The organism is Parapusillimonas granuli, from assembly GCF_013416525.1.
Lineage (GTDB): Bacteria > Pseudomonadota > Gammaproteobacteria > Burkholderiales > Burkholderiaceae_B > Parapusillimonas > Parapusillimonas granuli.
The window spans coordinates 267,440-281,349 of record NZ_JACCEM010000006.1; the positions used below are offsets into that span (position 1 = coordinate 267,440).

Sequence of the window (13,910 nt, forward strand, 5' to 3'; positions counted from 1 at the left end):
GGGAGAAAGTGGATAGGTGGAGAACTGGGGACAATAGTGTGATAATAAGGGGTTTACCCTGATGGTGTCTAGTATGAGCAAAGCGCCCGGGTTCGTCGATTTTCCCGGCAGCCCCTTTCAGCTGTACCAGCCGTACCCGCCCGCGGGCGACCAGCCGGCAGCCATCGATGCGCTCGTCGAGGGCATAAACGACGGCCTCATGTACCAGACGCTGCTGGGCGTGACGGGTTCGGGCAAGACCTACACCATGGCCAACGTCATCGCGCGCACCGGCCGCCCCGCCATCGTGCTTGCGCCCAACAAGACACTGGCCGCGCAGCTCTATGCCGAAATGCGCGAATTCTTTCCGCGCAACGCCGTCGAATACTTCGTCTCCTATTATGACTACTATCAGCCGGAAGCCTATGTGGCCGCCCGCGACCTGTTCATAGAAAAGGATTCGTCCATCAACGAGCACATCGAACAGATGCGCCTGTCCGCCACCAAGAGCCTGCTGGAGCGCCGCGACACGGTCATCGTCGGCACCGTGTCCTGTATCTACGGCATCGGCAACCCCGGCGACTACCACGCCATGGTGCTCACCCTGCGCACCGGCGACCGCATCGCCCGCCAGGAATTGCTCGGGCGGCTGGTGGCCATGCAGTACGAACGCAACGACGTCGAGTTCACCCGGGGCCATTTCAGGGCCAGGGGGGAAGTCATCGACGTGTTCCCCGCCGAGCACGCGGAACTGGCGCTGCGGGTCACGATGTTCGACGACGAGGTCGAATCCCTGGAAATGTTCGACCCGCTCACGGGCAAGATCAAGCAGAAAGTGCCGCGCTTCACGGTGTTCCCCAGTTCCCATTACGTGACGCCGCGGGAAACCGTCTTGCGGGCGGTCGAGACCATCAAGGAAGAATTGCGCGACCGCGTCGCCTTCCTGGTGTCGGAAGGCAAACTGGTCGAGGCGCAGCGGCTGGAGCAGCGTACGCGCTTCGACCTGGAAATGCTGCAGGAGCTGGGCTTTTGCAAGGGCATCGAAAACTATTCGCGGCATCTGTCGGGCGCCGCCCCCGGCGAGCCGCCGCCCACGCTGATCGACTACCTGCCCCGCGACGCCCTGATGTTCATCGACGAAAGCCACGTCACCATGGGCCAGCTGGGCGCCATGTACCGGGGCGACCGCTCGCGCAAGTCCACCCTGGTGCAATTCGGCTTCCGGCTGCCTTCGGCCATGGACAATCGGCCGCTCAAGCTGGAAGAATTCGAACAGCGCATGCGCCAGTGCGTATTCGTGTCGGCGACGCCGGCGGCCTATGAGAACGAACATTCCGACAACGTGGTGGAGCAGGTCGTCCGGCCGACGGGGCTGGTCGACCCCGAGGTCGAGGTCCGCCCGGCGCTGACGCAGGTGGACGACCTGCTGGGCGAGATCAAGAAGCGCATCGCGGTCCAGGAGCGGGTGCTGGTCACCACGCTGACCAAGCGCATGGCCGAGGACCTCACCGACTACCTGGGCGAGAACGGCTTGAAAGTGCGCTATCTGCATTCCGACATCGATACGGTGGAAAGGGTGGAGATCATCCGCGACTTGCGGCTGGGCGCCTTCGATGTGCTGGTCGGCATCAACCTGCTGCGCGAGGGGCTGGATATTCCCGAAGTCTCGCTGGTGGCCATCCTGGACGCCGACAAGGAAGGCTTTCTGCGTTCCGAACGCAGCCTGATCCAGACCATCGGGCGGGCGGCGCGCAACCTCAACGGCCGCGCCATCCTGTATGCGGACCGCATCACCGATTCCATGCGCCGCGCCATCGACGAAACCGAGAGGCGGCGCGCCAAGCAGATCGAGTTCAACCAGCGGCACGGCATCACGGCGCGGGGCGTCAGCAAGGCGGTGCGCGAAATGATCGACGGCGTCATGGCGGCGCCCGAAGCGGCATCCGCGGCGGACGACATCCCGCTGGAGATCCTGCGCGACGACAAGCTGCTGGCCAAGGAAATCCGGCGCCTGGAAAAGCGCATGATGGACCATGCCAGGAACCTGGAATTCGAACAGGCCGCCGCCGCTCGCGACGCGCTGAACCGCCTGAAGGAAAAAGCCTTGCTGAGCTGATTTGTTGGAAAACACCAACAATCGGCGTGTTTAAGCTTCATGTCATGAAGCCATGGCAATCGACCATGGCGGCGGTATTGCTTTCGGTGGTGCTAGGGTTTACCATTAGATATTAACGCTTTGCCGCGCGCTGAAACACTATGTTGCGCCGCAAAAGCAGAGGCCGCCCGGGGCTGCGCAGCCCGCTTTCCCATGTTAGTGCAAGTTCACGCAAGCAGCCGGTAACGCCTTATCACCATTTAAGTTTTTGCTTTGTCAATCGATATGATTCGATAAATGTGGTATTGCAAAAACTCTTGCTATATAACGGGTTTTCCCTCACACTCTCGTCTATGATGACTAAGGTACTTTTCGTTTGCATGGGTAATATCTGCCGCTCGCCAAGCGCGGAGGGCGTTTTCCGTCGTCTGATAGACGAAGCGGGGCTCTCTGAGGTGGTGGGGGTGGATTCGGCTGGCACCCACAGCTTTCATATCGGCGAACCGCCCGATGCACGGGCCCAGGCCGCTGCGCGCAAGCGCGGGTACGAACTTTCGCACTGCGTCGCCCGGCAGGTTACCGCCGACGACTTCCGCGAATTCGACCTGATCCTGGCCATGGACTGGGAAAATCTTTCGGCGCTGCAACAGCAATGCCCCAAAGTATACCAGCACAAGCTCATGCTGCTCATGCGCTTCGCCAACGAGTTCGAAGAAGCCACGGTGCCCGACCCCTATTACGGCGGCCCGGACGGCTTCGGCAAGGTGCTGGACTACCTGGAAGACGCCTGTCAGGGCGTCATGGAAATGGTCCGCAAGCGGGCTCTGCAGTATCAGGCGGCCTGATTCCGGCTTCTTTCCCACCCCACTCAAGAAACGCCCGCGCCACGCCTTCGGCCAGCCGCTCCCCGCAGGGGCGGGCCCGGGCGGCGCGGCGAAAGAAAACCGTGCCTGGCACGGTTTTTTGCCGTCTGGGCCCCGTTGCCCGCCATGATCGCAGCCATAATACCCTAGTGATTTAGTCGGGAATTTGCTATACTTGACTACATTAGTCGGGTAAAGCGCTGACTAATTCCCCTAGTAAAAAACAGGCTTTGGCAAGGAAATCACCATGCGTTTAACGACCAAAGGGCGTTTTGCGGTGACCGCCATGATAGATTTGGCGTTGCGACAGCAAAGCGGGCCCGTTACCCTGGCTGCGATCAGTCAGCGTCAAAATATCTCCCTTTCCTATCTCGAGCAGTTGTTCGGCAAATTGCGCCGGCATGAACTGGTGGACAGCATGCGCGGCCCCGGAGGCGGCTATTCGCTCGGGCGCCTGGCCCGCAACATCACGGTGGCCGACATCATCTTCGCAGTGGATGAACCCCTGGACGCCACCAGCTGCGGGGGCAAGGAAAACTGCAACATCGGCCGCAACGGCGGCACCGGAAAATGCATGACACATGAACTTTGGGCCACGCTCAATCGTAAAATGGTCGATTATCTGGATTCCGTGTCCCTGCAGGACCTGGTCGATCAGCAGCGCATGCGCCAACTGCACGAAGCCAACGAAGCCAGGGCCGCCATGCGGCTTGCGCGTTCGCCCGACATGATCATCGCCAATCCGGTGTAAACCACAGGAGCCCCAAGCATGCCCAGCCGCCCCGTTTATTTCGATTATTCCGCCACCACGCCCGTGGATCCCCGTGTGGTCGAAAAAATGGTGCCGTGGCTGTACGAGCGCTTCGGCAACCCGGCGTCCAGCAGCCACGCCTACGGCTGGGAGGCCGAGGAAGCGGTCGAGCAGGCCAGGGCGCAGGTGGCCGAGCTGGTGGGCGCCGATCCGCGCGACATCGTCTGGACTTCCGGGGCCACCGAGTCCAACAACCTGGCGCTCAAGGGCGCCGCCCAATTCCATGCCGACCGCGGCAGGCACATCGTCACGGTCGAAACCGAGCACAAGGCGGTGCTGGACACCTGCGCCGAACTGCAGCGCCAGGGCTTCAGCGTCACCTACCTGGACGTCCGGCCCGACGGCCTGCTGGACCTGGACGCATTCCGCGCCGCCCTGCGCCCGGACACCATCCTGGCCTCGGTCATGCTGGTCAACAACGAAATCGGCGTGATCCAGGACATCGCCGCCATTGGCGACATCTGCCGGGAAAAAGGCATCGTGTTCCACGTCGATGCCGCCCAGGCCACCGGCAAGGTCGCCATCGACCTCCGGTCGCTCAATGTCGACCTCATGTCTTTTTCGGCCCATAAAACCTACGGCCCCAAGGGCGTGGGCGCCTTGTACCTGCGGCGCAAGCCCCGGGTGCGGATCGCGGCGCAAATGCATGGCGGCGGCCATGAACGAGGCTTCCGGTCGGGAACGCTGCCCACCCATCAAATCGTCGGCATGGGCGAAGCCTTCCGGCTCGCCGGCCAGGAAATGGCCGCCGAACGGGCGCGCGTGCTCGCGCTGCGCGACCGCCTCTGGGCGGGCTTGTCCGCCATCCCCCAGGTACACCTGAACGGCGACCTGCATCGGCGGGTGCCGCATAACCTGAACGTCAGCTTCAGCTACATCGAGGGCGAGGCGCTGATCATGTCGCTCAAGGAAATTGCCGTGTCCAGCGGCTCGGCCTGCACCTCCGCCAGCCTGGAACCCTCGTACGTCCTGCGCGCCCTGGGCCGCAGCGACGAACTCGCCCACAGCTCCCTGCGCTTCTCGCTGGGGCGCTACACGACCGAACAGGATGTAGACTATGCCATCCAGGTCGTCACGCGGCGCGTGGCCAAGCTGCGCGATATTTCCCCCTTGTGGGAAATGCACCAGCAAGGCGTCGACGTCGACGCCTATCAGTGGACGGTCAACGCATAGTTCATGGCAAGGCGGCAAGCGGCATCATGGCGATATACAGCGAAAAGGTAATGGATCACTACGAGCACCCACGCAACGTCGGCACGCTGGACGCGTCCGACCGCAGGGTCGGCACCGGCATGGTCGGCACGCCCGCGGAGGGCGGGGTCGTCCGGCTGCAGATAAGGGTGGGCGAATCGGGTATCATTGAAGATGCGCGCTTCAAGACTTATGGCTGCGGTTCGGCCATCGCCTCCAGCTCCCTTGCCACCGAATGGGTCAAGGGCAGGACCCTGGCCCAGGCCTTGCTGATCCGCAACGCCGATATCGCGAAGGAACTGGCCTTGCCGCCAGTGAAGATTCATTGTTCCATCCTGGTCGAAGACGCCATCAAGGCGGCCGTTCGTGATTACCAGGGCAAGCATCAGGACTAAGACATGGCTATTACGCTTACTCAGCAGGCGGCCGACCACATCAGCCGCTATCTCCAGAAACGCGGCGCGGGCCTGGGCCTGCGCCTAGGGGTGAAGTTGACGGGGTGTTCCGGCATGGCCTACAAGCTCGAATACGTCGACGCGCCCAATCCCGACGACCAAGTGTTCGAACAGCGCGGCGTGAAGGTGTTCGTCGACCCCAAGAGCCTGCCGTTCATCGACGGCACCGAGCTCGACTACGGGCGCGAAGGCCTGAACGAAGGCTTCAAGTTCACCAACCCCAACGAGAAAGCCTCCTGCGGCTGCGGGGAATCCTTTACCGTTTGAAGAAGGGGGGCGAGGCCCCCCGGATCCCGCACGCCGCAAGCCCATGACGCCCACACCTCCCGTTCTGCGATTCGGCCTGGCCGCCAACCGCCTGCATCACGAAACCTACGGCGCCGCCATCTTCCGCTGGCTGGAACAATCGGCGGTCGGCATCCGCGAGCTCGGCCTGGAGCTCTACACCGTGGGCCGCACGCTGGACGCCATCGAACGCTCGGACCTGCTCAAGGGCTATCCGGGCCTCATCCGCTACCCCTACGGCCGCGAAGGCGGGCTCATGAAGCTGGTGGCCCGCGTCACCGAAGGCGCCGGCGATGAGCGTCCCTTCGACGGCGCCATCTACCTGATCGACCCGGTCGATCCATCGTCCATATTCCCGGAGGCGCTGGCCCTGAAACGCCAGTGCATCACCCATGGCCGGCCTTTCATATCGACGCTGATGGGCGCCGTGGAATGGATAGAAGTCGAACGCCTTTGCCGGGGCCTGGCGCCCGACCCCAAGCTCGATCCCATTTTCGATTTCTCGCGGCAGACCCTGGCCCTGATCGCGCACGACGCCCTGAAGGACCAAATGGTGGAATATGCGGCGCGGCATTTCGATCTGCTGTCCCGGTTTGCGCACCGGGTGGGAACGGGCACGACCAGCCGCCGCCTGAACGAGCTGGCCTGGTCCCGGGGCTGGCCCGCGGACCGTCCCTGGGTGCAGCCTTACCTCAGCGGGCCGCTGGGCGGGGATGCCCAGATCGCCGAACTGGTGCTCGAAGAGCGATGCCAGCGCGTGATCTTCTTCGAGGACCCCCATGTCGCGCGCCAGCATGAAGCGGACATCCAGCTGCTGGAACGGGCGGTCAGGGTGGTGACCGACAAGGCGTGCTGCATTGCGTCGCCGGCCGTGGCGGGGAAGTGGGCGGAAGCGGTCGAGCGCCGGGGGTGAGGGCGCCCGGCCGTGGCCGGGGCCGAAGCGGGCCTTTTCAGTACCTCAGCCGCCGCTCGGCATCATAAACGTCGTTACGCGCATTGCGCAGGCTCCAGTCCAGATCCCGCAGCTCCTGACGCAGGCGCTTGCGCTTGTCCTCGTCCTTTTCCTTCTCCAGCCGCCGCTGCAGATCGCGCGAGCGGCTGTCCAGGCTGTTGACCCGCTGCTCCGCGTCGTACACCCGCCTGCCGGCCCGATAATGATCCAGGAAGCGGCCTTCCAGCTCCGGCGGGCAGGCATTGCGATAGCTCGCGCCCCGGCGCCCCTCGCGGACGGCGTTGTCGGTCGTGCAGTATTCCAGGACACCCTTCGCGCGCCCCGCCTTGTATGCCGCGAGGTCCGGCGTCACGCCCACCTTGGCGCATGCCTCCCGGTGGCTTTCCACCAGAGACAAAGGCTGGCCGTTGCGGCCGTCCCGATAGCCCTGTTCCCGCCAGTCCGCGCTCAGGCATTCTTGTTCGGACATGCTGGCGCAGCTGGCCAGCAGCGTGGCCGCGGCCAGCGCAGCGCCCAGTCTCAGTAGTCGTATCCCGCGATTCATCGTCGCCCTTTGTTACGTTATGTATCTGGTTCAGGATTATGCAACAAAGGGCGGTGCCGGGTAAAGCCGTTTCAGTCTTCCGGGCGCAAATGCGGGAACAGAATGACGTCGCGGATGCTGGGACTGTCGGTGAATATCATCACCAGGCGGTCGATCCCGATGCCACAGCCGCCCGTGGGCGGCATGCCGTATTCCAGCGCCCGGATGTAGTCGGCATCGTAGTACATGGCTTCCTCGTCGCCGGCGTCCTTGGCTTCGACCTGGGCCTGGAACCTGGCGGCCTGGTCTTCCGGGTCGTTGAGCTCTGAAAACCCGTTGGCGATCTCGCGCCCGGTTATGAACAGCTCGTAGCGCTCGGTGATGCCCGATTGGGTATCGGAAGCGCGCGCCAGCGGCGACACCTCGACGGGGTAGTCGATGATGTAGGTGGGATCCCAGAGCTGCGATTCCGCGGTTTCCTCGAACAGGGCGAGCTGCAGCGCGCCCAGGCCTGCGCGCGCCATGGCCGGGCCGTCCATGTCGGCGCCCACGCGCTTGAGCTCGCCGCGCAGGAAGGCTTCGTCGAGCAGCTGCGCTTCCGTGTAGCGGGGCGCGTGCTTCAGGATGGCTTGCACGATGGTCAGGCGATCGAAGGGCTTGCCCAGGTCCAGCGGCTTGCCCTGGTAGCTGAGCTGGGCGCTGCCGCAGGCCGCGATAGCCGCCTCGCGGATCAGCGCTTCGGTGAAGTCCATGAGCCACTTGTAGTCGGTGTAGGCGGCGTAGAACTCCATCATGGTGAATTCGGGGTTGTGCCGGGGGCTGACGCCTTCGTTGCGGAAGTTCCGGTTGACCTCGAAGACGCGCTCGAAGCCGCCCACGATCAGCCGCTTGAGATACAGTTCCGGCGCGATGCGCAGGAACATTTCCATGTCGAGCGCGTTGTGGTGCGTGACGAAGGGCTTGGCCGCCGCGCCTCCCGGTATCGGGTGCAGCATGGGCGTTTCCACTTCCAGAAAGCCCGCGTTCAGCATGTATTGCCGTATGCTGCCGATGGTCTTGCTGCGCGCCATGAAGGTGTTGCGCGTTTCCTCGGTCATGATCAGGTCGACATAGCGCTGGCGATAGCGCAGTTCCTGGTCGGCCACGCCGTGGAACTTGTCGGGCAGGGGGCGCAGGGACTTGGCCAGCAGCCGGATCGCCGAGGCGTGGACCGAGAGCTCGCCTTTGTTGGTCTTGAATATCGAGCCTTCGACCGCGATGATGTCGCCGATGTCCCAGGTCTTGAAGCGCGCGTAGGCGTCTTCGCCCACGGTGGCCTTGTCCAGGAAGATCTGGATGCGGCCGCTGCCGTCCTGCAGGGTGGCGAAGCTGGCTTTGCCCATGACGCGCTTGAGCATCATGCGGCCGGCGACTTTCACGGCGTGGCCGGCCGCGGCGAGCGCTTCCTTGTCCTGCTCGCCGTAGGCGGCGTGCAGGTCGGCGGCCTTGCTGTCGGGCTGGAAATCGTTGGGGTAGGCCACGCCATCGGCGCGCAGTTTCGCCAGTTTGCCACGGCGTTCGGCAATGAGGTGGTTTTCGTCCGTGACTGGGCTGGATGGCGTTGGTTCGTTCATGATTCTTTTCGGGTTATGCGTAATTTCTGATGTCGTCGAGCACGGTCGAGCCGAAATCGGCCTCGTTCACGTAGCGCAGAATGCGGGCGGCGACGTCGGCGGGAGCGGCGAGCTGGTTCTGCCGGTGCATCTGTTCGAAGCGCTGGACGTTGGGGAAGTCGCACGGGTCGCTGGCGCGGATGGCCTGCTGCATGCCGGTGTCGATGACGCCCGGCGCCAGCGAAACGGCGCGCACCCCGTGGTTCTCGGCGTTCAGCACCTGGGTGTAGTGGTCCAGGGCGGCCTTGGTGGCGCAATACACGCCCCAGCCGGGCGTCGCGCTGCGCCCCGCGCCCGATGAGATGTTCACGATGCGGGCGTCGGCCTGCAGCGGCTTGACGGCCTTCAGGAAGGCCGAGCACAGCAGGATGACGCTGGTCACGTTCAGGCTGAAGGCGGCCGAAATCGCGCCGGCGTCGTCCAGCTGGTCGGCCTGCCGGACGGGGTCGACCATGCCGGCGTTGTTGATCAGCAGGTAGCGCCCGGCGTCTTTGGGCAGGCTGCCGGCCAGTTGCGCGGCGACGCGCCCGGCCGCCGCCGGATCGGACAGATCGGCCTGGATTTGTTCCAGGCCGCCCGGGCCCTGGCCGGCAAGGCGCTCGAGCTCGGCGCTGCGGCCGCGCGCGATGGCGATCAGCTGCGCGCCCTGTTCCAGCAGGGCGGCGGCCAGTGCCTGGCCCAGCCCGCGGCTGGCCCCGGTGACGATGGCGACGGTGCGTTCTTTCATGGTCATACCCCTTGTTTCAAGCTGGCTTGGATGAACGGGTCCAGGTCTCCGTCGAGCACTTTCTGGGTGTTGGAGATCTCGACGTTGGTGCGCAAGTCCTTGATGCGGCTCTGGTCGAGCACATAGGAACGGATCTGGTGGCCCCAGCCCACGTCGGTCTTGGCGTCCTCCATCTTCTGCTGCTCGGCCATGCGCTGGCGCATCTCCAGCTCGTACAGGCGCGAACGCAGCATCTGCATGGCTTCCGCGCGGTTGCGGTGCTGCGAGCGGTCGTTCTGGCACTGCACGACGATGCCGGTGGGCAGGTGGGTGATCCGGACGGCGGAGTCGGTTTTGTTGATGTGCTGGCCGCCGGCGCCGCTGGCGCGGTAGGTGTCGACGCGCAGGTCGGCGGGGTTGATCTCGATTTCGACGGTGTCGTCGACTTCCGGATAGACGAACACGCTGGCGAACGAGGTGTGCCGGCCGTTGGCGGAGTCGAAGGGGCTTTTGCGCACCAGGCGGTGCACGCCGGTTTCGGTGCGCAGGAAGCCGAAAGCGTAATCGCCTTCTATCTTGATGGTGGCCGACTTGATGCCGGCGACTTCGCCGTGCGATTCTTCCAGGATCTCGGCCTTGAAGTCCTTGCGTTCGCAATACTTGAGGTATTGGCGCAGCAGGATGGCGGCCCAGTCCTGCGCTTCGGTGCCGCCCGCGCCGGCCTGGATGTCCATGAAGCAGTTGAGCGGATCGGCCGGATTGGAGAACATGCGCCGGAATTCCAGCTCTTCGAGCCGCTGTCCGATGACTTCGGCATCGTGCTCGACGGCCAGCAGGGTGGCTTCGTCATCATCGGCCGCCGCGAGTTCGAAGAGCTCGTGGGCGTCTTTAAGGCCGGTGGCGATCTCGGTCAGCGTGCCGACGACGTTTTCCAGGTTTTTCTTTTCGCGGCCCAGATCCTGGGCGTGCTTGGGGTCGTTCCAGACATCGGGGTTTTCGAGCTCGGCGTTTACGACATGCAGCCGTTCCGCTTTGGCATCGTAGTCAAAGATACCTCCGAAGGGCAGCCTGGCGCTCCGCGTAGTCTTCCAGGCGGGCGGCGAGTTGGTTCTGGCGTTCGGCTTCCATAAGTATTCCTGAGTTGCGATGGCGCGCAGGGCGCCTTCATTGGGTCAACCCATTATTTTAACCTGTACTCGCCCGCGCCATTTTCAGGCGTAGCCGGCCGCCGGCAGATCGCCCGTGCCGTTCCGTCGCAGGCCCGGGGGCTGCCTCGGGGCGGCGGCAGGGTTCGCCGGCGCGGCGGTTTCGGCCGCGGCGTCCGCGGCCGGCGCGTCCGCTTCCCCGAGCCTGAAGCGGGCGAGCGTGGCGATGAGCCCCTCCGCCTGGCGCTGCTGGACGTGGGTGGCGTGCGCGGCTTCGCGCACCATGGCCAGGTTGCGCTGCGTGATCGCGTCGAGGTGGGAAAGCGCGAGCGTGACTTCGCCGATGCCGGTCGCCTGCTCGTGCGACGCCTCGGCGATCGAGCCCATGATTTCCCGGGCCTGGCCGATCGGCGCCAGGATTTCGTTCATGCTCCGGCCCGCGCCCTCGACCAGGCCGGCGCCGGCATCGAGCTGGGCGACGGAATCGGCGATCAGGGCCTCGATGTCGCGCGACGCCTCGGCCGAGCGCAGCGCGAGGCTGCGAACCTCGGCGGCGACCACCGCGAAGCCCTTGCCGTGCCGTCCGGCCCGCGCCGCTTCGACGGCGGCGTTCAGGGCCAGGATATTGGTCTGGAAGGCGATGCTCTCGATCAGGCCCGTGATGTCCCGCACCTTGCCGGCGTCCCGGCAGATGCGCCGCATGCTTTCCACCGCGTCGTGCACGATGCGCCCGCCGCGGGCGGCGCATTCGGACGCCTGCGTCACGATGCCTTGGGATCTGCCGGTGCTCTCGGCGTTCTGCTGGACGGTCGCCGCCAACTGCCGCATCGCCGTGGCGGTTTCCGTGACGTTGGCGGCCTGCTCGTTCGTGCGCTGGGAGAGGTCGGCATTGCCGTCCGCGATCTGCTGCGCAGCCGACGCGATCCGGGCCGCGCGCGCGTGCACGTCCCGCAGGGCCGAGCGCAGGCCGTCGCCGATGCCGTTCAGGGCGTGCAGCAGTTCGCCCAGCTCATCGCGCCGCAGGACCTCGACACGGGCGGTCAGGTCGCCGGCCGCCAGCCGCTGCGCCAGCCGCACGCCCTGATCCAGCGGGCGCTTGACGGAGCGGTACAGGCTCCATAACGCCAGGGCGCTGCACAGCAGCAGAGCGGCGATCGCCGACACGGCGATGCGGCCGGCGAAGGCGCTCGCCGCGCCGGCTTGCTCGGCGTCCCGCGCGAGCCGCCGCGACTGCATGGCGTCGAATTCATCGATCGCCCTGGCGATGCCCGCGGCGGCCTCCGCATACTGCTGGCCGAAGATCATGACCTTCGCCATCAAGGCGTTGGGCAGGGCGATGCGCACGCCTCCTTCGCCGTCATCGAATTCGCCCTTGGCCGTGCTGATGGCTTCGACTTCGGTTTTCGCCAGCTCGGTGATCTGCTCGTGGGCGGACTGCAGCCGCGCAAGCTCGTCCTGCGTGAAGCCCGCGTCGCGGAAGCGGTCGATCATGGCCTGCTGCGTGCCGTTCCGGTCGGGCGCCTGGCCGCGAAGCACGGCGCTCAGGTGCTGGTAGCTTTCATGGAATTCCGGCTGTTCGCTGGCCACGAAGGCCATCACGTCGCGGGTCATGGCCTGCGTCAGGTTCTTGTACTGCGTGGCCAGGGCGGTCGCCCGCTCGCGCTGGCGCTCTATGTCTTTCAGATGGGCGATGCTGCGGTCGAGATTGCGCACCGCGGTCAGCACCAGCGCCGACAGCAGGGTCAGAATGACCAGGAAAATGATGAAGCTCTTCTTCAGGCTGAAAATATTCTTCATGCCGCGATGCCTGTTTTCGTAAGGTTGCCGACCAGGGTCTTGCGGGCCGCGGACGGGGAAGCGTGTACGGCGGCCATTATTGTCCCGCAGCATGACAGCCTCGTGACGCCGCTCGGCGGGGCGTAGTAGTATTGGCTGGATCCGCAGCCCCGCGGGCGCGCCTTCACCCTCGCCATCGACAGGAACACCGTTCGTGAGATTCATCCACGCCGCCGACATTCATCTGGACAGCCCCCTGGTCGGGCTGAGCGCCTACGAGGATGCGCCCACGGAAATGCTGCGCACCGCCACCCGCGAGGCATTCGTGAATCTGGTGTCGGCGGCGATCGACGAGGAAGTCGATTTCATGGTGATCGCGGGGGACCTGTACGACGGCAACTGGAAGGACTACAACACCGGCCTGTTCTTCGTCGCCCAGATGGGGCGGCTGAAGCGGGCCGGCATCCCGGTCTACCTGCTGCACGGCAACCATGACGCCGAAAGCGAAATGACGCGCAAGCTGCTGCTGCCCGACAACGTGCACGTGTTCGACGCCCGCAAGCCCTGCAGCTATCTGCTTGACCGCCCCGGCGTCGCCTTGCACGGCCGCAGCTTCAAGGTGGCGGCCACGACCGAGAACCTGGCCGCCGCCTACCCGGACCCGGTGCCGGGCATGTTCAACATCGGGGTGCTGCACACCGCCCTGGAAGGCAATGCGGCGCACGCCACCTACGCGCCGTGCTCCTTGGCGGAACTGCAGGCCAAGGGCTATCAGTACTGGGCGCTGGGGCATGTGCATGAATACACAGTCCATGCGATCGGCGATGCGCTGGCCGTATTCCCCGGCAATCTGCAGGGGCGCAACATACGCGAAACCGGCCCGAAGGGCGCCGTGCTGGTCACGGTGGACGACGCCGGCCGGCCCGAGGTCGAGCGCCTGCTGGTCGACGTGCTGCGCTGGCAGCGGCTCGAGGTCGACGTCGGCGCCTGCGCTTCGTTCGAACAGGCGGTGCGCGCCATAGGCGCCGAGCTCGAGCGCCTGAACGGCGCGAGCCCGTCGGATCACCCCTTGGCGCTGCGAGTCGAGGTGGTGGGCCGCAGCGAGGCCCACGGGCAGCTCTTCGGGCTGGAGCGCCGGCTGCGCGAGGAAGTCCTGGCGCAGCTGGCCGCCCTGGGCCACGATCGCCTGTGGCTCGAGAAAGTGAAGCTGGCCACGGCGCCGCCGGCGCGGCGGCAAGCGCCGTCCGGTGATCATGCCGAAGCCTTGTCCGAGCTGCGCAACATGATCGCCGAGGCGCACACCGACGAAGCCTTCGTGGCCGGCCTGCGGGCGGCGCTGATGGGCCTGGTCGCCAAGGCGCCGCACGAGCTCCAGGACGAGGTCGAGTGGTTCCGCGACATACGCGCCGGCGATGTGTCGGGGCTGCTGCGCGAAGTCGCCCCCGGGCTGATGGCGCAGCTGGACGCGGAAGAATAG

At 65.2% G+C, this 13,910-nt stretch carries 13 protein-coding genes; 8 read left to right on the forward strand and 5 right to left on the reverse strand.

Going from position 1 to position 13,910, the window contains the following annotated elements; all coding sequences use genetic code 11:
• Window positions 1-73: 73 nt before the first annotated feature.
• The 7 genes from uvrB to H0A72_RS13215 all read left to right on the forward strand — a co-directional run bounded on the left by uvrB (window position 74) and on the right by H0A72_RS13215 (window position 6,592).
• Complete coding sequence (gene uvrB, locus H0A72_RS13185; RefSeq protein ID WP_180156025.1) at window positions 74-2,095, forward strand: excinuclease ABC subunit UvrB; 2,022 nt, start codon at window positions 74-76, stop codon at window positions 2,093-2,095.
• Window positions 2,096-2,427: 332 nt separating this feature from the next.
• Complete coding sequence (locus tag H0A72_RS13190; protein WP_180156164.1) at window positions 2,428-2,919, forward strand: low molecular weight protein-tyrosine-phosphatase; 492 nt, start codon at window positions 2,428-2,430, stop codon at window positions 2,917-2,919.
• Window positions 2,920-3,184: 265 nt separating this feature from the next.
• A complete protein-coding gene (gene iscR / locus H0A72_RS13195) occupies window positions 3,185-3,688 on the forward strand; it encodes a Fe-S cluster assembly transcriptional regulator IscR (protein WP_180156027.1) in 504 nt (167 codons plus the stop codon).
• 18 nt (window positions 3,689-3,706) lie between these two features.
• Window positions 3,707-4,921 (forward strand): IscS subfamily cysteine desulfurase, encoded by a 1,215-nt coding sequence (locus tag H0A72_RS13200; RefSeq protein WP_180156029.1) that lies wholly within the window; start codon window positions 3,707-3,709, stop codon window positions 4,919-4,921.
• Between the two features lie 26 nt (window positions 4,922-4,947).
• A complete protein-coding gene (iscU, locus tag H0A72_RS13205) occupies window positions 4,948-5,334 on the forward strand; it encodes a Fe-S cluster assembly scaffold IscU (protein ID WP_180156031.1) in 387 nt (128 codons plus the stop codon).
• A 3-nt stretch (window positions 5,335-5,337) separates the two neighbouring features.
• The gene (iscA, locus tag H0A72_RS13210) at window positions 5,338-5,661 is read left to right on the forward strand and encodes an iron-sulfur cluster assembly protein IscA (protein WP_180156033.1); all 324 of its coding nucleotides are present in this window, start codon (window positions 5,338-5,340) and stop codon (window positions 5,659-5,661) included.
• 43 nt (window positions 5,662-5,704) lie between these two features.
• Window positions 5,705-6,592, forward strand: coding sequence for a methylglyoxal synthase (locus H0A72_RS13215; RefSeq protein WP_180156035.1), 888 nt, complete (start codon window positions 5,705-5,707; stop codon window positions 6,590-6,592).
• A gap of 37 nt (window positions 6,593-6,629) precedes the next feature.
• Here the strand turns inward: H0A72_RS13215 and H0A72_RS13220 are convergent, their stop codons facing one another.
• The 5 genes from H0A72_RS13220 to H0A72_RS13240 all read right to left on the reverse strand — a co-directional run bounded on the left by H0A72_RS13220 (window position 6,630) and on the right by H0A72_RS13240 (window position 12,454).
• Entirely contained in the window at window positions 6,630-7,175 is a 546-nt protein-coding gene (locus tag H0A72_RS13220) for a DUF2799 domain-containing protein (protein ID WP_180156037.1), read from the reverse strand.
• Window positions 7,176-7,246: 71 nt separating this feature from the next.
• Complete coding sequence (lysS, locus tag H0A72_RS13225) at window positions 7,247-8,767, reverse strand: lysine--tRNA ligase (RefSeq protein ID WP_180156039.1); 1,521 nt, start codon at window positions 8,765-8,767, stop codon at window positions 7,247-7,249.
• Window positions 8,768-8,780: 13 nt separating this feature from the next.
• Window positions 8,781-9,533: an SDR family oxidoreductase gene (locus H0A72_RS13230; RefSeq protein WP_180156041.1), complete on the reverse strand. Its 753-nt coding sequence runs from the start codon at window positions 9,531-9,533 to the stop codon at window positions 8,781-8,783.
• A 2-nt stretch (window positions 9,534-9,535) separates the two neighbouring features.
• A protein-coding gene (gene prfB, locus H0A72_RS13235) for a peptide chain release factor 2 (RefSeq protein ID WP_180156043.1) occupies window positions 9,536-10,640 on the reverse strand; the annotation gives its coding sequence in 2 pieces (ribosomal slippage) (window positions 9,536-10,558 and window positions 10,560-10,640; 1,104 coding nt in all).
• A gap of 83 nt (window positions 10,641-10,723) precedes the next feature.
• Complete coding sequence (locus H0A72_RS13240; protein WP_180156045.1) at window positions 10,724-12,454, reverse strand: methyl-accepting chemotaxis protein; 1,731 nt, start codon at window positions 12,452-12,454, stop codon at window positions 10,724-10,726.
• A 193-nt stretch (window positions 12,455-12,647) separates the two neighbouring features.
• Between H0A72_RS13240 and H0A72_RS13245 the strand changes: the two genes are divergently transcribed.
• The gene (locus H0A72_RS13245; protein WP_180156047.1) at window positions 12,648-13,910 is read left to right on the forward strand and encodes a metallophosphoesterase; all 1,263 of its coding nucleotides are present in this window, start codon (window positions 12,648-12,650) and stop codon (window positions 13,908-13,910) included.